12 protein-coding genes are annotated in these 20,807 nt (G+C 69.8%); 7 read left to right on the top strand and 5 right to left on the bottom strand.

Features of this window, described 5'->3' with window-relative positions; genetic code table 11:
* The first annotated feature begins 143 nt into the window (after positions 1-143).
* Positions 144-2,366, top strand: coding sequence for a TIGR03767 family metallophosphoesterase (locus ACWDGI_RS20255; protein ID WP_450760828.1), 2,223 nt, complete (start codon positions 144-146; stop codon positions 2,364-2,366).
* Between the two features lie 214 nt (positions 2,367-2,580).
* Here ACWDGI_RS20255 and ACWDGI_RS20250 read toward each other — a convergent pair whose 3' ends face one another.
* The 3 genes from ACWDGI_RS20250 to ACWDGI_RS20240 all read right to left on the bottom strand — a co-directional run bounded on the left by ACWDGI_RS20250 (position 2,581) and on the right by ACWDGI_RS20240 (position 8,275).
* Positions 2,581-4,542 (bottom strand): hypothetical protein, encoded by a 1,962-nt coding sequence (locus ACWDGI_RS20250; RefSeq protein ID WP_450760826.1) that lies wholly within the window; start codon positions 4,540-4,542, stop codon positions 2,581-2,583.
* A gap of 598 nt (positions 4,543-5,140) precedes the next feature.
* Complete coding sequence (locus tag ACWDGI_RS20245; protein ID WP_450760824.1) at positions 5,141-7,117, bottom strand: hypothetical protein; 1,977 nt, start codon at positions 7,115-7,117, stop codon at positions 5,141-5,143.
* Positions 7,118-7,525: 408 nt separating this feature from the next.
* Complete coding sequence (locus tag ACWDGI_RS20240) at positions 7,526-8,275, bottom strand: SDR family NAD(P)-dependent oxidoreductase (RefSeq protein ID WP_450760822.1); 750 nt, start codon at positions 8,273-8,275, stop codon at positions 7,526-7,528.
* Between the two features lie 342 nt (positions 8,276-8,617).
* Between ACWDGI_RS20240 and ACWDGI_RS20235 the strand changes: the two genes are divergently transcribed.
* From ACWDGI_RS20235 to ACWDGI_RS20225, 3 genes are all read left to right on the top strand, one after another.
* The gene (locus ACWDGI_RS20235; RefSeq protein WP_450760820.1) at positions 8,618-9,193 is read left to right on the top strand and encodes a hypothetical protein; all 576 of its coding nucleotides are present in this window, start codon (positions 8,618-8,620) and stop codon (positions 9,191-9,193) included.
* Between the two features lie 533 nt (positions 9,194-9,726).
* Positions 9,727-10,131: an effector-associated constant component EACC1 gene (locus ACWDGI_RS20230; RefSeq protein WP_450760818.1), complete on the top strand. Its 405-nt coding sequence runs from the start codon at positions 9,727-9,729 to the stop codon at positions 10,129-10,131.
* Positions 10,128-11,795, top strand: a complete 1,668-nt coding sequence (locus tag ACWDGI_RS20225; protein WP_450760816.1) for a caspase family protein — start codon at positions 10,128-10,130, stop codon at positions 11,793-11,795. The genes ACWDGI_RS20230 and ACWDGI_RS20225 overlap by 4 nt, the downstream gene beginning before the upstream one ends.
* Before the next feature lie 392 nt (positions 11,796-12,187).
* On the opposite strand, the gene ACWDGI_RS20220 is transcribed toward ACWDGI_RS20225, so the two are convergent.
* Complete coding sequence (locus ACWDGI_RS20220; protein ID WP_450760814.1) at positions 12,188-12,472, bottom strand: DUF7336 domain-containing protein; 285 nt, start codon at positions 12,470-12,472, stop codon at positions 12,188-12,190.
* A 216-nt stretch (positions 12,473-12,688) separates the two neighbouring features.
* The gene (locus ACWDGI_RS20215) at positions 12,689-13,657 is read right to left on the bottom strand and encodes a helix-turn-helix domain-containing protein (RefSeq protein ID WP_450760812.1); all 969 of its coding nucleotides are present in this window, start codon (positions 13,655-13,657) and stop codon (positions 12,689-12,691) included.
* 329 nt (positions 13,658-13,986) lie between these two features.
* Here ACWDGI_RS20215 and ACWDGI_RS20210 point away from each other — a divergent pair, with 329 nt between their 5' ends.
* From ACWDGI_RS20210 to ACWDGI_RS20200, 3 genes are all read left to right on the top strand, one after another.
* The gene (locus tag ACWDGI_RS20210; RefSeq protein ID WP_450761357.1) at positions 13,987-17,655 is read left to right on the top strand and encodes a S8 family serine peptidase; all 3,669 of its coding nucleotides are present in this window, start codon (positions 13,987-13,989) and stop codon (positions 17,653-17,655) included.
* A gap of 475 nt (positions 17,656-18,130) precedes the next feature.
* The gene (locus tag ACWDGI_RS20205; RefSeq protein WP_450760810.1) at positions 18,131-19,054 is read left to right on the top strand and encodes an acetoacetate decarboxylase family protein; all 924 of its coding nucleotides are present in this window, start codon (positions 18,131-18,133) and stop codon (positions 19,052-19,054) included.
* A gap of 14 nt (positions 19,055-19,068) precedes the next feature.
* Positions 19,069-20,667 carry a succinic semialdehyde dehydrogenase gene (locus tag ACWDGI_RS20200; RefSeq protein ID WP_450760808.1) on the top strand — a complete coding sequence of 533 codons (1,599 nt, stop codon included), beginning with the start codon at positions 19,069-19,071 and terminating at the stop codon, positions 20,665-20,667.
* Positions 20,668-20,807 lie beyond the last annotated feature (140 nt).

Below are 20,807 nucleotides of genomic sequence, written 5' to 3'. Positions count from 1 at the left end.
GCGGCGGGGCCGGCACCTGCGCGAGTTTCCGCCACCCCGGAACCGTCCGGTACCGGCCCCCGGAACTGACCTCGGTCACCGGGGCGCGGGACGCGCGGACGACGACTTCGCAGCATGTCACGCCCCACACCGAAGGAATCGACATGACAATCTCCCGACGCAGGATCCTGACCGCTGCCGGAGTGGCTGTGGTGGCCGCGGCCATCGACGTCGGCGGTCTGCGTGCCGTCGCCAGTGCCGCATCGCCACCTCTCGGCACCGGTGCCGCATTCGGGCTCACCACCCTGGACCAGACCGTGCAGGTCGGTCCCGACCTGGGCCTGGGATACCACGGCGTGGTCGCCGGGCCCGGCGAACCGCACATCATCCGCAACGACTTCACCGTCGCCACCTCGCCGCAGGTCACCCGGTCGCTGATCGCCTTCGCCCAGATGTCCGACCTGCACATCGTCGATGACCAGTCGCCGCTGCGGGTCGAGTGCCTGGACCGGCTCGCGGACTACGGACCTCCGCACTACAACTCGTACCCGACCGAATCGGCGTACCGCGCGCACGAATTCCTTTCGACGCAGACGACCGACGCCATGTGCCGAGCCGTCCGGCAGGTCCTCCGCAGCCCGCGGACGAGCACACCGCTGGCCTTCACCGTTGTCACGGGCGACGCGGTCGACAACTGCCAGTACAACGAGTCGCGTTGGTACATCGACCTGCTCGACGGCAATACGGTGCGCCCCGACTCCGGTGACCTCACCAAGGACGAGAGCGTGGCCGGCGGCCAGTTCGGGACGGAGACCCACTACTGGCATCCGGAGGCACGGCAGACTCCGCCCGACACCAACGCCCAGCACGGCTTTCCCGTCGTGAGCGGCCTGCTGAACGCCGCCCGCAGATCGTTCACGGCGACCGGGCTGGGCATGCCCTGGTACGCCGCTTACGGCAACCACGACGCGCTCGTCCAGGGCAACGTGCCGATCGACGTTCTCCCCTTCGACCCGCTCAAGAGCATCGCCACCGGCTCCACCAAACTGACGGAGATCGAGGGCCTCCCGGACGTCTTCGACAACACCGCGACGTACTATCTGGACCTGCTGAAGGACGTACTGACGGGCGAGTTCACCCTCCAGACCGCCCACGTGACGGCAGACCCGTCCCGGCGGCTGCTCGCGCGGAGCGATTTCATCGCGGAGCACTTCAACACCACCGGTGTCCCGCGCGGGCACGGCTTCACCTCCGGCAGCGACAAGGGCTACTACGCGATTCCCTCGGGGACCGGCGACGTGTTCCAGTTCCTTGTGCTGGACACGACCAATACCAGCGGCGGGGCCGACGGCGCCATCGACACCGACCAGTGGGACTGGCTGAACGCCCAGCTCAAGGCCAACAGTTCACGCTACGAACTCGACGACTCAGACGGCACCAGGGCCAGGACGGTGGTCACCCAGCCTGACGTGACCGACAAACTCATCGTCATCTGCTGCCATCACACGCTCGACTCCATGGACAACACGGACAGCGAGTCACCGTACGGCGGCACGGAACTCCGCGACCTGCTACTGCGCTTCCCGAACGTGATCCTCATGGTCGACGGCCACACCCACACCAACAACATCTCGGCCCACAGGACTTCCTGGCCGTCCGCCATCGGCAACGGCTTCTGGGAGGTGAACACGGCGTCGCACATCGACTGGCCCATCCAGAGCCGGATCTTCGAGATCGCCGAAGGCGGCGGCATCCTGTCGATCTTCACGACCATGGTCGACTCCGACGCACCGCTGTCGTGCAACGGGGACACCAGCACCCCCGCCGCGCTGGCCTCACTGGGACGCGAGCTGGCGGCCAACGACCTCCAGGCGGTGGCGGCCGGCATCGGCAAGCGCCGCGGAACGGCCGATGCCCGCAACACACAGCTGCTCCTTCCCGCTCCCTTCCCCGTGCCCGCGGGCCGCGGTACGCCGCTTCCGAGCGCCGGCTGGCCGGTGGTTCAGCAGGGGGCGAGCGGTGAGCGGGTCAGGACCGCGCAGTACCTGCTCAACGCCAGGGGAGCCACGCTGAGCGTGGACGGCGCCTTCGGCCCGTCCACCGGCAGCGCGGTGCAGTCCTTCCAGTCCAGCCGCGGTCTGTCCCCCGACGGGATCGTCGGACCGGCGACCTGGCGGGCCCTCGCCGTTGCCGTGCGGCAGGGCAGCAGCGGGCCCGCGGTGACGGCGTTGCAGCGCCAGCTCAACGCCCACGGGGCCGCGCTGAGCGTGGACGGTGTCTTCGGCGCGTCCACCGGCAGCGCGATGCAATCCTTTCAGTCCGCCCACAGCCTTCCGGCGGACGGGGTCGTCGCGTCCACGACCTGGCAGACGCTGACCGCGCTGTGACGCGGACCGTCCACGGGACTGCTTGGCGGCCGACGCCGACCCGCTGGTGCCGGGGCCTGGGAAGGCAGTAGTGAGCGGGCGGTTGACCGGGTACGGTGCGCCACCGCCGGCGGCCCCGACGGGGTCCACGCCCCGGACAGGGCCGGCCGGCGGCCCGCACGACCGGACCCGAGCAAGCCCGTCCGCGTGCGTACGGGGACGTCCCGGACGTACGTCACGTGGGCCAGTAGGAGCACCGTAGTCCGGTGTGCACGGTGTGGCGCAGGTGTTCACCGATCAACGGGTCGGCATCCGCGATCCGTTGCAGCGCGCGGCGGATCGCCTTGCCCACGGAGATCCGCGCTCGTTCGTCGGCCTCGGCGAAGCGGCGGAGGCGCCCACCCAGTCCCGCGGCACCGGCCAGCTGGGTCACCAGCCAGTCGTGTTCGCGGCGGGAGCCGGCAGCGTCCCCGTGTTCGTCCCTCGACTCGAGGCCGGCCATCTCGGAACGCAGCCTTGTCAGGCGGCGTCGGTACTCGTCTTCCGCCACCCGGTCCAGCGTCGGCTGCTGCGAGAGGCCACTACTCCCGACGGCACCGCCGAGCGCGGTCAGCCCCGCCACCAGGTCGACGGCCCGGATCTCCTGACGCGGGTTGGCGATGAGCACCGCGAGATGGAACATTCCGATGCTGTGCTCGACGAGCGTGCTCCGCCGGCCAAGACCGATCCGCCACTTCCGGCCCTGGCGGGCACAGGTCGCCTCCGCCGCCGGCGGCTCTTCCTCCGGATCGCCGGGCCGCCCGGCGTCCTGCAGTGCCGCGGCCGGCTCCGAGGCGGCGGCCAGCTCGCGCCGGGCGGCGTCGTCGTCGTCCGGCCGGCCCCGGCGGGCGAGGGCCTGCGCGAGCAGCTGCCGGGAAGCCATGACCGCGGGCCAGTGCGCCAGCGCGAGGTTTTGCTGCACTGCCGCGCGGAAGTGCTCCACCGCGCTGTCCAGATCTCCCATGGTCAACGATGCGACCCCCAGGGCGTGCTGCACCGAGCCGAAACAGGCGACGGCGAGGCTGCCCATCATCGGCAGGTGACCGAACGGGCTCAGCAGGTCGTACGCCCGAGCCGACGTCTCGACGTCGTCAAGCAGGTGTGCGGCCTGCACGATGCCGTTCATCGTCACCAGCCAACTGCTCGAACGCGGCAGGTCGGCAAGGTCGCGGCCGCACAGCATGGCCAGCGCGCCGACCGCTCTGCGCCGGTCCCCGGCCACCGCGGCGACCACCGCGAGTGCGGCCAGACCATGGTTGTCCACCGGGCTGAGCTCGGGGGAGTGCACCAGATCCCCGAGCAGGGGCAGCAGTTCTTCGACGCGCCCCTGGTACCACCGGATCGTGAGCAGTTGCCCTTCCAGCCAGACCGTGGCATCGACGTCACCGGCGGCCGCCCCGCGCTCGGCACAGGCGCGTGCCAGTGTCTCGGCCTGGTCGAGACGGCCCGCCCGGATGGCGAGCATCACCTCGATCGCACTCACCACGAAGCCGACCGTGAGGTGATCCCGCTCGGCGAGCAGATCCCGCAGCTCGGCCAGACGGCGCTCGGCATGCGGATCGCCGTCCAGGAACAGGTCGACCGTCTGCCAGAGGAGGCCCATCAACAGGTCGCTGTGCCGTGCGGTGCGGAAGCTCTCCGCGACGAGATCGACCGACAGTTTTCGGCGTAACGCGCCGTGGTCCGGGCCGAGCACGCAGTGGTGGGCGAGGCTGAGGGCCTCCGCCCGCGCCACCGGGTCGGCTGTCAGCCTCACCTCGTCGAGCAGGGCGAGTGTCGCGGCGTGCTCACCGGCCCGGTAGTCGGTCTCGCTGGCAAGCCTGACCCGCAGCCGCAGAGCGAGCGGGGAGTCCGGGGCGAGCAGCGACAACGCCTGACGCAGCCGTGCCCGCAGCAGCGCGGAACCCGTGACCGTGCGGTGTTCGTGGACCCAGAGACCGCCGAAGCCGAGCGCCGCGACGGCCATCGCCGGTGCGTCACCCGTCGACTCGGCGATCCGGTAGGCCGCGTCGAACCGCCGCCGACCGGTCTGCAGGTCACCCTCGACGACGAGCGCCCGGCTGGCAGCCGCGAGCAGGGTCTCGAGGTCGGCCGCCGGCTCGGCGCCGAGTCCCGTCGGGCCTGGATCGTCCTCGGCCGGTGCGTCCATCCTCGTCATGGCTCCACTTCGCTCCCCGACCCGCCGTCATCTCAGCCGGTCCGCTCCGCTGGTTTCCGGCATCGACCAGTTCGACGACGCAGCCATAGCCGGGACCGCCTCCCGTGCGGCGAAGGCCCGGCTCAGGGCCCCAGCACGTGAGAACGGCGCAGATCAGCCGACACATGCCTGGCCGCGCCAGATTCTGCCTCATCAGCCACCGCACGCTCCAGGCCGGGAGGGTGATACGTCGGGACGAGACGGCGCCGATCAAGTGCAGACATGGCTGTGCCACGGCATCCAGGTCCGCGACGAGTTCGAGCGCGGAGTCGACGCTGAAGGGCAGGACGGTGCCGGGAACGGCGTGGGCCGGTCGCTCGGCCGTGGCGGCCCCGCAGAATCCGGCACAACGGGCCGCGTGCAGGGCGCGGATCGCGTTGAGATCAACCTGCCGGTCGCCCGGGAGCAAGGGGGGAGCCCCGCGGTCAGGCCGGTGCCGCAGGCCGGGCGGAGCAAGGCGGGGAGCCCGCGGTCCGGCCGGTGCCGCGGGCCGGGCGGAGCAAGGCGGGGAGCCCGCGGTCCGGCCGGTGCCGCAGGCCGGGCGTGCGTGATGCACACGTCATGCCGGCCAGTACGAGCACCGCACCCCGGTGTGCACCGCGTGCCGTAGGTGTTCACCGATCACCGGATCCGCGGCCGTGATCCGGTCCAGTGCCCGGCGGATGGCCTTGCTCACCGCGACCCGGGAGCGCTCCTCGCCCTCGGGGAAGCGGCGGACGCGTCCGCCCAGACCCGTGGCACCCGCAAGCTGGCTCATCACCCAGTCGTGTTCGACCTGGGCCACGGCGGCGCGCTCATGGTCGTCGGCCGCCTCGAGTTCGTCCAGTTCGGTGCGCAGCCGAGCCAGACGTTTTTGATACTCCTGCGTCGCCACCCGGTCCAGAACCGGCTGCCCGGACAGGGCCGTATGCTCGGCGGCCACGTGGAGCGCGGTCAGCCCTGCCACGAGGTCGACGGCGCGGATCTCCTGGCTGGGGTTGGCGATCAGCACCACCAGGTGGAGCATTCCCACGCTGTGCTCCACCAGGACACTGCGGCCGCCGAGGTCGATCCGCCATTTACGGCCCAACCGGGCGCAGAACGCCGCTGGCCGCCCCTGCCCGTCCTCGCCCTGCGGACCCGGGCTGTCAGGCCCGTCGGTCTTCGGCGGCGCCGGCGGGGCCCCCTCGGCAGCCATCGCGAACTCCCGGCGGACGGCGTCGGCCTCGGCCTGCCGGCCGGCCCGTACGAGTGCCTCCGCCAGCCGGTCCCGGGAGGCCGTGACCGCGGGCCAGTGCGGGAGGGCGAGATTCTGCCGTACCGCATACCGCAGATGGGTCACGGCCCGGTCGACGTCTCCCACGGTCAACGCGGCGACCCCCAGCGCGTGGTGGGCCGAGCCGAAGCAGGCGACGGCGAGGCTGCCCACCATCGGCAGGTGACCGTAGGGACTCAGCAACGCGTAGACCCGCGCCGCCGTGGCGGTGTCGTCGAGGAGATAGGCGGCCTCCGCGACACCATGCATCGTCACCATCCAACTGCTGGACACCGGCAGGTCGCCGAGGTCGCGACCGCACAGCGTGGCCAGCGCACTGACCGCCTTCCGCCGGTCCCCGGCCGTCGCCGCGGCCACCGCCAGCGCGGCCCGGGCGTGATCGTCCACGGCGCTCAGCGTGGGGGAGTTGACCACTTCGCTGAGCAGCGGCACGAGTTCCAGCACCCGGCCCTGGTACCAGCGGATGGTCACCAGCTGCGCGGCATGCCACACCGTGGCGTTGACATCACCGGCGGCGACCCCGCGCTCGGCACACGTCCTGGCCAGGGCCTCGGCCTCGTCGAGGCGGCCCGCGCGGACGGCGAGCATGACCTCCATCGCGCTCACGACGAAGCCCACCGCGAGATGGTCCCGCTCGGCCAGCAGGCCGCGCAGCTCCGCCAGGCAGCGTTCCGCGTGCGGGTCACCGTCCAGGAACATGTCGACCGTCTGCCACAGCAGACCCATCAGCAGATCGCTGCGGCGGGAGGTACGGAAGCTCTCCGCGACCAGCTCGGCGGCCAGTTCGCGGCGAAGTGCGCCGTGCTCCGGGCCGACCAGGCAGTGATGGGCCAGGCTCAGAGCCTCCGCGCGCGCCATCGGATTCTGCCGCGAACTCGCCTGCTCGAGCAGCGCCAGTACCGCCGTGTTGTCGCCGCTGCGGTAGTCGCCCTCCCCGGCCAGCCTGATCCGCAACCTCAGTGCCAGGGAGGACCGCGGGTCCAGCAACTCCAACGCCCGGCGTATCTGCGATTCCAGGAGTACCGAGCCGGCGACCGTCCGGTGCTCGTGCACCCACAGGCCGCCGAAGCCGAGGGCGGCCACCGCCATCGCCCGTTCATCGCCCATCGACTCGGCGATCCGGTAGGCGCGTTCGAAGCGGTCTCGGCCGGTGCGCAGATCACCGTCGTCGACCACGGCGAGGGTGCCCTCGGCGAGCAGGGCCTGAAGTTCACCGGGCCGCGGGACGTCCGGCCCGGCCGGACCGCGCGCGTCCCGCACGGGCGCATCGACATGGTTCACGGCTGCGCTTCTCTCCTGGGTGCACTCGACAACGCCAGAGGGAAGCCGGCCCGACCGCCGTGTCGGTCGTGATCGGTGGCCTTGCCACAGGCGGGGGACGACGGCCAGAGAGGCTAGCGCAGAGGCCGTGATGGGGGAACAGCCACAAGTTGTACGGGATGTGGATGTCGCGTGAGGACCGAGTGCCGGGGCCGCGCCGGACGGTCGGCGGAACGCGCCGGTACGGGACGGCACGGGACGGCACGGATCGGAACCCTTACCTGGCAGAGCCAGTCCCTCGCCCCCTCGCCCCCTCGCCCCCTCGCCCCCTCGGCCCTTCGCCCCCTCGGTCGGCGGGCCGGGGGATGTCTCTGGGCCCCCTCATCGCCGACACGCCTGCACACCCACGCCGGTCGCCGTCAGGCGGCTTCAGACCTGGACAAGGCCACCGTCGACGAAGAGTTCCGCTCCCGTGGTGAAGGAGCTCTGCTCCGAAGCCAGGAACACCGCCGCGGCGGCGACCTCGCTGGGGCGCCCTATCCGGCCGAGCGGGATCTCCTCGCTGATGCTGTCCGCCAGTTGCTTTTCGCCATCGGACGGGCTGTCCAGACCGCGAATGCCAGGAGTCTCGATCGGTCCCGGGCTGATGGCATTGACCCGGATCCCGCGCTCCGAGAGCTCGGCGGCCCAGGTGCGGGCCAGATTGCGGATGGCCGCCTTGGTGGCGCTGTACACGGTCATGGCCGGAAGGCCCATCGACGCATTCGTGGACGAGAGCACGATCACGGAGGCGCCGTCCGGCAGCAGCGGGAGCGCCTTCTGCACGGTGAAGATCGTGCCCTTGACGTTGATGTCGAAGGTCGATCGGTACTGCTCCTCGGTGATCTCGCCCAACCGCGCCAGCTCGGCGCCGCCGGCGTTGGCGACGACCACGTCCAGCCGTCCGCTGCCGGCCTGGATGGAGGCGAAGAGGCGATCGAGATCGTCGAGACGGGAGACATCGCTCCGGATGCCGATGGCCCGGTCCCCGAGGGCTTCCGCGGCCGAGTCCAGCTCTGCTTCGCGTCGGCCCGTGACGTACACCGTGGCGCCCTCGGCCACGAACCGGCGGGCTATCGCCAGACCGATCCCGGTTGAGCCGCCAGTCACCAGGCAGACCTTGCCGTCAAGCTGTCCCATGTCATCCACTTCTTCCCTGGGCAACCCGTACGCGGACCCGGCCGCCGACTCCAGCCACCCCGCGCTCGGTCGCCCGGTCGGGCGGCATGGTGCAGTCAGATCTGTACCTACCAGCAAAGATCCCCATCCGGAGTGCTGCAACCGGACGCACACTCGCCTGCTCTGTGACATGCCGCGTCCGGCTGCGGACGCCACATGCGCGCGCCGTAGTATCGAGGAACGATCCACAGGTTTCGCGGCATGGCCTCCTGACGCCCGTGTGCTGCCCGTGTGATGCGATCAGCGGTGCGGTCACCGACGGAGTCGGCTCGGGCCCGGAGCTGATATCAGGGACAGGCAGAGATGAGCGAGCAGCGCAACCCCACCGCCTCGACAGGTGAGACGGCCAAGGCACTCGTACCGGACAGTTCCACGCTGCGCCGCCGCCACCGACGGGCGGTGGGGCAATTCGCCTTGTGCGTGATCGTGCTCGTCCCGTGGACCGTCTATCTGGCTGTCTCACTGCCCGATCGCTATGAGGCTCGGTACTGGCCCATGGTGTGGGTGGGCTTTGACATCATGCTGCTCGTGTCGCTGGCCGGTGCCGGAGCGGCAGTCCTGCTGAGACGGCAGGCCCTGGTTCCGATGTCCTTCGTGGCGGCGACGCTTCTGGTCTGCGATGCCTGGTTCGACATCTCCCTGAGTCTGGGGCGAGGCGACGTGTGGGGCAGCATAGCCTCGGCTGTGTTGGTGGAGCTGCCACTCGCCTTCCTGCTCGTCATGCGCGCGCGTCGGGTGTTGAAGTTCTCCGCTCAGCTGGCCTGGCAGCGACTGGGTCTGGCAGGCGAACCCCCTCCGCTGTACAAGATGCCGCTGTTCGTTGCCATGGCGTCATCGAGCAGCATGCCGCCGGACGCGAAGAGCGCCAAGGACGCCTGACGGCCCTTGGACCAACCCAGGGGATGCACGGGCTGCCCCAACCGGCGGCGGTGCTGCGTCTGGCAGAGATTCGCTCGCTGGAGGAGCTGCGGACGCCGGACCGCACGGCGCTCACGTTCAACCTGTTCGGGCTGGGTGGTTGATCGCCACCCCGTGGCCCGCCGCTCTGCCCCCTGCGGTGTGCGCTTGCGTTAACCCCCGCTCCGGATGACCGGACTTGGTCCGTACCGCGGCCCCGACGTCGAAGCGGCGCTTGCCCTCGGCCCTGGCAATCTGACGGAGGCCCGAACTTTGGGGGCCTGGTCCTCGGTGCTGGTCGCAGCTCCGGGAGCGGACGGAACGGCATTGATCTCGGCATCGGCATTCCGCACAGGCGTCCGTCGCTCTTGGTTCCCCACCGTCCGGACGGCCCCAAACGATCTCCATACGACGCCCTAGACCAACGACAGGAAGGCCCGGGCCTCGAGGACGTTTTGGCTACCGGGCGGCCGAACCTTCCCTATCGTGGGCGAGAAGGAAAGGCAGGGGAAATCATGCACATCCGGGTGGCGACGACCGCCGAAGACGGCCATGACACCGTTTCCGACCTCTACAGGTGGCTGAGGGAGGATCCCGATGTGCGACGGCACGCGACGGTGGAACTGATGCCAAGTGGACGGCCGGGCGGCGCCATGGGGGCGGTCGAGATCATCGACCTGGTCCTCAGCCAGGGGTTCTCGGCCCTGAACCTGGCCATGTCGTATGCCGCTTGGCGCACGGCGCGTCCGGCCGCGCCGCCGATCACCATCACCGTCACAGCCACCGACCGCCCACTCACCGTGGACGATGCGTCGGAGGAGACCATCCGGCGCATCGTGCAGGCGCTGCAGTCGACGGCCGGTAGTGACCGGGACGAGGAACCGGGGGCAGCCGTTGAGGGAGCGGAGAACAGTCAGTGAGACTGTTACCCGACCCGGCCACATCCCGTGCCGTGCTCGTCGGAGTGGCGGACTACGCCGTACTGCCCGACCTTCCGTCGGTGACGAACAACATCGACCGTCTGGCGCAGGTTCTGGGAGACCCGGATCTGTGGGGACTGGGGAGCCCTGAACAGTGCACGGTCCTGCTCAATCCTTCCTCTCCCGAGATGGTGTTGGACGCGGTGCACGACGCTGCGGCCGAGGCGGAAGACGCCTTCGTCGTGTACTTCGCGGGACACGGGCTGGTCTCTGCCGGCGGCGAGCTGTATCTGGCCCTGCCCACCGCGCACGCCAAGCGCCTCTATCGCGCCGTGGCATATGAGGACCTGCGCCAGCAGTTGGTCGACACCTGTACCGCGACCCGGAAGGTGGTGATTCTGGACTGCTGTTACAGCGGCCGTGCGCTGGTCGGACATATGGGGCCCGCTGTGGATGTGGCCAACCATGCCTTGATCGAGGGCACTTACCTGATGACGGCCTCGGCTGAAACCAAACTCGCCTGGGCGCCCGAAGGAGAGACCTACACAGCCTTCACCGGCGAGCTGCTCAAGGCCCTGGAGTTCGGGGTCCCGGGCGCCTCGGATCCACTGGAGATGGAAGCACTGTTCTGGCATGTGCGCAGGGAGTTGGAGGCAAAGTCCCGGCCACTGCCGCAGCAGCGGGCACGTAATGCCGGTCACGTCATCGCCCTGGTACGCAACCGCGCGACGACGGTGCCGACTCGCAAACCGGACGGACCCGAGCCGTCGCATCAGCAGGCTGCCCCGCTACCGAAGCTCCTCGGCGGCGCTTACGGTGCAGGCTCTTTGCCGGGAGGCCTCATGGACGGGGGCGCCGAAACGGTGGGGACCGGCAAGAGACCGCCCCCTCCACCGGTCGATGCGGGACCACTCGTCATCGATCTGCTGAGCCGGAAGTCCGGGGACCGGCCGCGCGGAAGGCACAGGGGGGCGTCGCCAGGGCGTGCACCGGACGACGGCTCGACGCCGCGTCGACAGGAACCGACCGGCGAGTCACCAGACCCGGGAGTCGGGAGATGGAGGCGCTGGAGCTGGCTGACGGCTCTGGCGCTTCTGGCCGCCGCTCCATTCGGAACGAGATACCTGGACGCCGCTGGACGGCAGGCGCGTGATTCGACTCAGGGACGCTCAACACATTCAGCCACAACGCCGACACCATCGCCCTCGTCCAGCGGCGGATACGTACACGTTCAGCAGCCCGAGTTCAGCACCGTCGTTCCGGCGGGTTGGAAGCAGCACGCCAAGAACGCCTCCGGACAGTACCGTTACACCCAGGGCGCCTACACGCTCACTGTCGTTCCCGGCCGTGACTCCGCCACGGGGGCTGCCAAAGACCCCATGGATTATCAGCGCGAGGTCGAACCGGAACTGCAGCCCTTTCGGGATACGAGCTGGGGCACCGCAACCGGGATGCGTACGGTCACAGTCGGCAAGTTCACCGAAGCCGAGGGACAGTTCACATGGGAAACCGAAGAGGGGAAGAGCCTATTTGTAAAGAATGCGGCCGTGCTTATCGGCGGCCGTTACCACATATTGCTGACGACAGGTCCCGAAAACGAGCGTAAGGAGGTCGCCCGAGTGCAGGATGCGGCCGTCGTGGCTTACAGGTCCAGGAGGAACTGATCCCTGAGGTACTCGTCGGGTTACCACTGCTCCTGGGCCTGGTCCGACGGTTCGCGTGACCGTCGAGCAGTGGCCGTCGCTCTGCAGACCGCCGGCCGAGAGAGACCTGGACCGCCCAGCTCTGCGGCTTGGCCGTGGACGGCAAGAGCCCTAGTTTCCAACCGCTGCTGGACTCCATGTCCGAGCTGGCTGGAGTCGTAGTCACGAGCGACGCGGCCACCTGGCGCAACCTCGCCATCGGCGCCCTACGGCTCAACGGCTCAGCGGCTCAACGGCGCCCGCGACATCGCCGCCGGCCTGCGGCGCAACGCCGACGACGTGACCCGTCCCCTCGCGCTCCTCGGGCTCACGTGACCAGGAACCGGCATCCCACCGAAGCCTTGCCCACAGACCTACTCGCCCGGCGGGACTCGAACGAAGCCCTCGGTCCAACCGTCCTCATCGAGCTCGCAGGGGTCGAAGTAGAAGCACTCCGGTTCATCACGGAAGCCCGGCAGCAGTCGAGCCTGCCGCACACGCTCCTCGACCCGTTCGAGGGTTGAGTAGATGCCCAGCAGCTTCACGTCGTCACCGTCCGACTCGTCGCAGAACACGCCACTTTCATCGACGTGCACGGTCGAGCCGTCGTCGCCGGCTTCGTTCTGGTGGCCGACATGCCACAGCGGATACACGATCACGGGCGCGAAGCTATCAGCACTCGGGTTCATGGGGCCCGCGCCGTTCGATGCGCCTCACTTCCCAGAACCCCGAGACCACGAACCGGGCATCGCGCGACTTCGCCGAGACCCTGACCTCGGGATCAGGGGCCTGTCCGGTGGGCGGGGGAGTGGAGGTGAGGATCCGCGAGGGAGATGGTCCACGTCGACACACACGGACTTGATCAATGCCGGGTGTCAGATCCAGCCCCTCTTGGCGGCCTCGGCTCCGACCTGAAAGCGGGTGTCGAGGCCGAGCTCGGACGCGATCGCCGCGATCCGGCGGGTGACGGTGCGTGTGCTCGTCCCCAACTGCCGGGCGATTGCCTGGTCCTTGTATCCCGCCTGCATCATCTTCAGCAGCAGGATGTCCTGCGCGCTCGGCCCGTCGGGCGTCGACGGATCGGTCGCGACGAGCGACTGCGCACGCTGCCAGTAGGAGTCGAACAGCTCGAGGAGTGCGTCGAGCAGGCCCGACTGGTGGACGACGGCGATCCTGTCGTAGCGGCCCGGGACCAGCGCGACGAGCGCGACGCGTCGGTCCATGATGCGCAGTCTGAACGGCAGGGCCGGCAGGATGCGGGCCTGCTCGCCGATCTGGGCGAGGTGGGTGATCAGCTCGAAACGGTCCGGATGTGCCAGTGCCTCCGGGGTGTAGACCGACCGTATGTCGACGCCGCGGCCCAGCAGGTCCATCGTCAGGTCCTCCTCCAACTCGGTGCTGTAGGGGCCCAGATAGGGGGGTCGATCGAGCACCCAGAAATGAGTGCGGACCGACTGCATCAGTTCCGCGACGCGCAGCGTGATCTCCGCCTCGCCGGTGATCACTTCCACCAGTCCGGTCGGATCCTCCTGCAGCCGACGGGCGCGGTATTCGTCCGCCAGGTCGTCGACGGTGCCCCACACCGCGGTGAACGCGGCCTCGGTCTCGGCTCGGCGTCTGGCCAGCAGTGCCCTCAGCGCGGTGTGCGGGCTGACCGGCCGGTACTGGCCGTGTCCTTCCTTCCTCAGCATGCCCAGTTCCACCAACCGGGAGACGGAGCGCCTGATCCGGCTGGGCGTGGTGCCAAGGGTTTCGGCGATCTCGGCAGTCGTCCGGTCCGACTTGGTCAGATAGGTGCGGTAGACCCGTTCTTCGAACTCGCTGATCCCCAGGGTGCTCAGCACCGGCGGCCCTCCCAGTGACCACCGCCCGACGAGCAGTCGGGACGGTCGTGGCGCGAATCGCCAACTGGCGATGTGCGACACGAGTTTGATCTAGACATTCGTCATTCACAAGCTTTCACTCTGAACGTTCACGCCACCTGTGGAGGGCTCCGAGCACCCTCGGTGCCTACGACCGGTCAGGGGGCGCCACGTGGACGGCAGAGGACGACCGTGCTCTGCCCGATCGCAGAGCCGGGAGAGACCTAGTGAAAGCACACCACCGCAGACGCTGGAGCGTGCCGGTTGCCGCCGGCGCTCTGGTACTCGCGCTGGCAGGCCCCTACGACGCGATGGCCTTCGCGTCCTCGGCAGCACGTTCCGTCGCCGCCGACTCCCCGTCCACCGTATCCACGTCCGACCGGGTGCCCGCCGGCGACCACTCCGTCACGCTGATCACCGGTGACGTGGTCACCACCCGGCAGAGCTCCGGCGCCGACAACGGGACCGGAGGCATCGTCAGCGTCCGCGGTGCCGACGGGCGCCCGGTAGAGACCCACATCCTGACGTCGGGCGACGACCTCTACGTGTTCCCCCAGTCCGTGCTGCCCTTCGTGGCCAAGGGCATCCTGGACCGGCAGCTGTTCAACGTCACAGCCATGATCGCCGACAGGTACGACGACGCGCACCGCGACCGACTGCCGCTCATCGTCTCCTACGCGGGCTCCGCCGGCGCGCGCAGCAAGGCCGCCGCCCTGCCCGACGGGGCGACCCGGGTCCGTACCCTCGACGGCATCAACGGCGCCGCCGTCACCGCGGACCGCGCGCACGCCGCGGACTTCTGGAAGTCCGTGGCCGGGACGGCGACGACCGACGGCGCCCGCAAGCAGTCCGCCGCACCGGCCTTCGCCGACGGGATCGCGCACATCTGGCTGGACGGCCTCGTCCACGCCGACCTCGCCGACAGCACGGCCCAGATCGGTGCCCCCCAGGTCTGGGCGGACGGCAACACCGGACAGGGCGTGGACGTGGCCGTCCTCGACACCGGCGTCGACGCCGGACACCCCGACCTCGCGGACCGCGTCGCGGGCCGGCAGAGCTTCGTACCGGACGAGAACACGGACGACCACTTCGGTCACGGCACGCATGTCGCGTCCATCATCGCCGGCACGGGCGCGGCCTCCGACGGCAGGGAGAAGGGTGTCGCACCCGGCGCCCGCCTCGACATCGGCAAGGTGCTGGACGACACCGGGTCCGGTCAGACCTCCTGGGTCCTGGCCGGCATGGAATGGGCCGCGGTCGACCAGCACGCCAAGGTCATCAACATGAGCCTCGGTGACGGTCAGGCGTCCGACGGGACCGACCCCCTCAGCCAGGCCGTCGACAGGCTCAGCGCCGAGACCGGCGCGCTGTTCGTCGTCGCCGCCGGCAACGCGGGGGCACCCGGCACCATCGGCGCACCGGGCGCGGCGAGCGACGCGCTGACCGTGGGCGCCGTCGACTCCGACGACTCCGTGGCCGAGTTCTCCAGCCAGGGTCCCCGCGTGGACGGCGCGCTGAAGCCGGAGATAACCGCGCCCGGCGTCAACATCCTCGCGGCCAACTCCCAGTTCGACGGCAACGGCGAGGGCGCCTACCAGACCATGAGCGGCACCTCCATGGCCACGCCCCACGTGACCGGCGCCGCCGCGCTGATGGCCGCCGCTCATCCGGACCTCACCGGAAGCCAGCTGAAGGACCTGCTGGCCAGCAGTTCCCGGCAGACCCCGCGGTACGACGCCTTCCAGGCAGGCAGCGGCCGCCTCGATGTCGCCGCGGCCTCGCATGCCGGAGTCTTCGCCACGGCGACCGCTTACGCCGCCCAGGTTCCGCAGAGTCCCGCCGGCGGCGTGCGCCGCCCGGTGACGTACACCAACACCACGGACACGCCCGTCACCCTCGCGCTGAGCGTCGAGGCGGCACACGCCCCCGCCGGGCTGTTCCGGCTCTCCGCCTCCGAGGTGGTCGTGCCCGCGCACGGGACCGCCGGTGTCACCGTGACGATCGACGGCTCGGGCATCACCACCGACAACGGCCGGTACACCGGCCAGGTCGTCGCGAAGACCACGGCCGGCGACATTGCGGCGCACACCGCCGTCTCCCTCGGGGACGTCCAGCACAAACTGACCATGGAGTTCAAGGACGCCCAGGGGCGGCCCATGTCCGGCGTGGTCGAACTGCTCAGGTCCGGTGACGACGCCCCGCAGTTCGTCGTGATCGACGACTCCGGTACGGCGCAGATGTACCTGCCCAACGACGTGTACTCGGTGCTGTCCTTCAAGACGGTGCAGGGCGTCCACGGTCCCCACTCGTGGGGCATGGCACTGCTTGGCGACCCGGACGTCCGACTGGACCGTGACACCACCGTCACCCTCGACGCGTCCAAGGCCCACCGCATCGACATGACCGCCCCGCAGCGGACCGAGACCACCTACCAGCGCCTGGACTACACCCGCCTGATGGGCGGCCAGAACTGGCGGGACTACATGGAGACCCAGACCAACTACGACAGCCTGTGGGCCCAGCCGACCACTCACAAGGTCACCCACGGCGACTTCTACCTGGCGGCTCGGTGGCGCAAGGAGCAGCCGGCACTGTCCGTCTCCACCCGGACGACCGACTTCACCGACGTGCTGCGCCAGGACGGCGTCACCCCCCTGCCCAAGGGCAGCGTCAAGTTCCCCCTGGTCTTCGCCGGGGAGGGCGCGAGCGCCGACTACGCTCACCTCGACGTGCACGGCAAGGCCGTGGTGGTACGCCGTAACGACGACGTGTCCGACATGGCCCAGGCGGCCGCCGCGATGGCCGCGGGCGCGAAGCTCATGCTGGTCGTGAACAACGTGGACGGCCGCGGCTTCCGCTCCTACAACGCGCCGTTCAGCTCGCTGCCCATCCCGCTCGACGTGGGCCTGCTCAGCACCGACGAGGGCGAGAAGCTCGTCCGGCAGGCCCAGGCCCGAGGCGCTTCGGTCACGGTCGGCTCCGCGCCCGTGAGCCCGTACGTCTACGACCTCGACCGGACCTGGCACAACGAGATCCCCAGCCACATGGTGGTGCAGGGCAGTTCCAAGAACCTCGCCCGGGTCGACGAGACCTTCGACAGCCCGGCCCCGGGCAGCACCGGCGGCGAGTTCCGGTTCGACTGGCCGGCCTACAACGACTGGGCCGTCGGCGGAATGATGCCGGAGCCGGTGCGGGGGAAGCGGACCGACTGGGTCTCCACCGGGGGCTTCAACAGCTGGAGCCAGAGCGCGTACGCGGACGGCATGGTCTTCGAAGCCGGGCCCAAGGCCTCCTACCGGGCGGGCAGCACGCAGTCCGAGGAGTGGTTCAAGCCGATCGAACGGCCCTACCTGAACGACGTCTACAGTCTGCCCACGCGCAGGGGTGACCACCTGTACGTCGACGCCCCCGCCTGGGGCAGCCGCAACCACGTCGGCATGAACCAGATCGACGGCGGAGCGGAGCAGCGGCAGACCCTGTACCAGGGCACCACGGAGTTGGGCACGGGCACCTTCACGAACGTCTCCGGTGACGCACCCGGCGCCGGCAAGCTGCCCTACCGGCTGGTCGTCACCGGCAAGCGCGAAGTGGCGTTCACTCCGTACTCCTCCAGCACCCGCACCGAGTGGGACTTCACCTCGAAGGCGACGCCGGACGGCTCCGACGCGGTGCTGCCGCTGGTGCAGATCGACTACGAGGTCGGCACCGACTCGGCAGGGCGGGCCGGACGGCACGACACCCTGACCGTCACCGCCGCTCAGCTGCCGGGTGCCGCCGGCGCAGGCCGGGTCGGCGCGGTGACCCTGGAGATGTCCTACGACGGCGGCACGACGTGGCACAGGGCCACCTCCGATCACGACGGGCGGTACCGCCTGGACGCGCCGAAGAATGCGTCCTACGTGTCGCTGAGGGCGAGCGCCGAGGACTCGGCGGGCAACGCCGTTCACCAGACGGTGATTCGGGCGTTCGGCCTGCGCTGACGCACGGTCGCGGATCGCATGCGAGTGAAGAACGGTCCGTCCGGGGCCGCACGACCCCGGACGGACCGTTCGCCGCTGCGGCGGTCCCACACCCCGTGCTGCGGCCCGGTCGACGGGGGTGCTCAGCAACATGGCGCTTCGCGATCTGGAGGTGCCGAAGGGTAGGGCGAGTACCCACTGTTGGTTTTCACCGCCGTGCCCCTTCCACATGACGGGTTCCGTCTCCCGTTCGGCTTCCCGGGGGCTGTCCAGGACGGTGCCCGTGCCTTCGCGGCCGAGCGTGTGGGCTCGACCGTCTGGGGCGGGACTGAGCCGCCGTCGCTTCCCGCAGGCGCTGTCGCGTCTCTGCCTGCCCGGATCTTCGCCGTGTCCGAGGCGCGCATCGCACCGGACGCCCGGAGATGGTGTTGACGGTGTATACATCGAGGGTTAGGGTCATGTGTGCATCGTAAACATGGAAATGAGGAAGCACGTCATGTCAGCACCGACGCAGCAGGAAGTGGTCGAGGTCGACCTGGGCGGCCGCACTGTCACCGTCCCCAAGGGCGGCCTGTACGACCGGTACCGGATGGACACCGACCTGGATGAAGTCGCCAGGGACCCCCGCGTCAACGGCGTGGACTTCTTCCGCCGGCTCCCCAAGATCAAGGTCGACTCACTGATCGGCAGCACACTCACGCCGAACTTCTACTACTCCGTCTCGACCGTGCGGCTCACCATGCTCGCCCCGTCCCGCGCCGTCCGGTCCCGCCTGCCCAGGGAACTGGCGCCGCTGGAGATCGCCCCGGGCGTCGGTCTCGTCTCGGTGATGTTCTTCCGTTACGACGTGTGCGACATCGACTTCTACACCGAGGCCGCTGTCGGCATCGCCGTCAAACCGGCCCGGCACGGCAGGCTCGGCTTCTTCGATCTCGTCGCCGGGCTGAAGAACGAGCACCTCGACTCCTATGTGCTGTCCCTCCCGGTGAGCACGGAGATCGCCCAGGTGCGCGGCCACGACGGCTACGGCTTCCCCAAGTGGGTCACCGGTCTCGACGTCGACATCGACCCCCAGCGGACAGCGGCCCGGGTCGCCAACGACGCCGGCGGAACCGACCTCTCGCTCCAGGTGGCCACGCCGAAGCAGACCGCCTATCCGAGCGGCGAGCGCGTCGGCTCGCTCACCTCCTACACCTCCATCAACGGCGCGTGGCACTCGACACTGAGCCAGACCAACGTGCTGTCGGCCGGCACGACGCGCCTTCCGCGTGACATCCAGCTCCAGGTCGGCGAGGGCCGCATGGCGGATGACCTGCGCTCGCTCAGGCCGATGCGGACCCTCCAGCTCGACGTCATGACACAGGGCCAGCTTGCCCTGCACATGCCGGTGCCCACCTCGGTCCCGAGCCGGAACAAGTAGCAAGGGAGCCTGCGATGGTCACCGAACACACGACCCGACCCACCACCGCCCGCGGTGCCGACCTGCCCGCAACGCTGGCTCCAGGCCGCATCGAGCGCCTCGCGCAGCGCGTTGCCGCCGCCCCGGGCGCCGCTCGGGTCACCACCACCGCTCCCTACACAGGTCTGCCGCTGGCCGGCCTGCCGGTCTCGACACCCGGCGATGTCGAGGACGCCTTCGCGCGCGCCCGCACGGCCCAGAAATCCTGGGCCGCCCTGCCGCTGAGCCGGCGCAAGAAGATCCTGCTGCGGTTCCACGATCTCGTACTCGCCCGCCAGGACGAGGCACTGGACCTGATGCAGGCCGAAAGCGGCAAGACCCGCCGCGACGCGTTCCTCGAGGTGACCGACATCGCGATCACCACCCGCTACTACGCGCGCAACGCCGCCAGGTACCTGGAGCCCAAGCGCCGCCGCGGCGCGGTCCCGCTGCTGACCCACACCACCGAACTGCGTCATCCCAAGGGGGTCGTCACGGTGATCTCGCCGTGGAACTACCCGCTGAGCATGGCCGCCGGCGATGCCATACCCGCGCTCCTGGCGGGTAACGCCGTCGTGCAGAAGCCCGACACCCAGACCGCTCTCACCGCACTGTGGGCGCTGGACCTGATGCACGAGGCCGGCCTGCCGGCCGGGGTGTGGCAGATGGTGGTAGGCCGGGGCAGTTCCATCGGTGGCGCCCTGCTGGACAACGCCGACTACATGATGTTCACCGGCTCCACCGCCAGCGGACGCCAGATCGCCCGCGGCGCCGGACAGCGCCTCATCGGCGCGTCCCTGGAACTCGGCGGCAAGAACGCCATGATCGTCCTCGACGATGCGGACATCGACAAGGCCGCCGACGGCGCCGTAGCGGCATGCTTTCCCTCGGCCGGGCAGCTGTGCGTCTCCATCGAGCGTCTCTACGTCGCCGAACCCATCCGCGACCGGTTCGTCGCCGCGTTCGTCGCCCGCACCCGGCAGCTCAAGATCGGCGCCGCCTACGACTACAGCATCGACGTCGGCAGCCTGACCAACTCCTCCCAGCTGGAGACCGTCAGCGAGCACGTCGACGACGCCGTCGCCAAGGGTGCGACCGTCGTAGCCGGTGGCCGGGCGCGGCCGGATCTGGGCCCACTGTTCTACGAGCCGACCATCCTCACCGGCGTCACACCCGACATGACGCTGTACGACCACGAGACCTTCGGGCCCGTCGTCTCCATCTACCCCTTCCGCACCGTCGATGAAGCGGTCGCGCGGGCCAACGCCACGCCGTACGGCCTCAACGCAAGTGTCTGGACCGGCAACGGTGCCCGCGGCCGGGCAGTGGCCGCCCGTGTCCACGCCGGCACCGTCAACGTCAACGAGGCGTTCGCTGCGGCATGGGGGAGCATCGACGCACCGATGGGCGGCATGGGCGACTCGGGACTGGGCCGCCGCCACGGCGCCGACGGAATCCTCAAGTACACCGAGCCGCAGACCGTCGCCCACCAGCGCGTCCAGGGCTTCACCCCGCCTGCCCGCATCTCGCCCGAGACCTGGGCAGCTCTACTGACCGGCGCGCTGAAGATCATGAAAGCGGCCGGTGCGCGCTGACATGCCGGACAGGGCGGCGCTCGGCTGCGAGCCGCCGACCGCGCCTGTGTCGGAACCCGCGGCTCCGGTGGCCGGAGACCCTGATCCCGCAACACTGACCGGAGCGGTCACCTCGGTGTGGTCCACCATCTGTTCGGCCG

It is taken from the genome of Streptomyces sp. NPDC001220, assembly GCF_053597895.1.
Note: the sequence above shows the minus strand (reverse complement) of the source record. Positions and strands in the feature narration are given on the sequence as shown.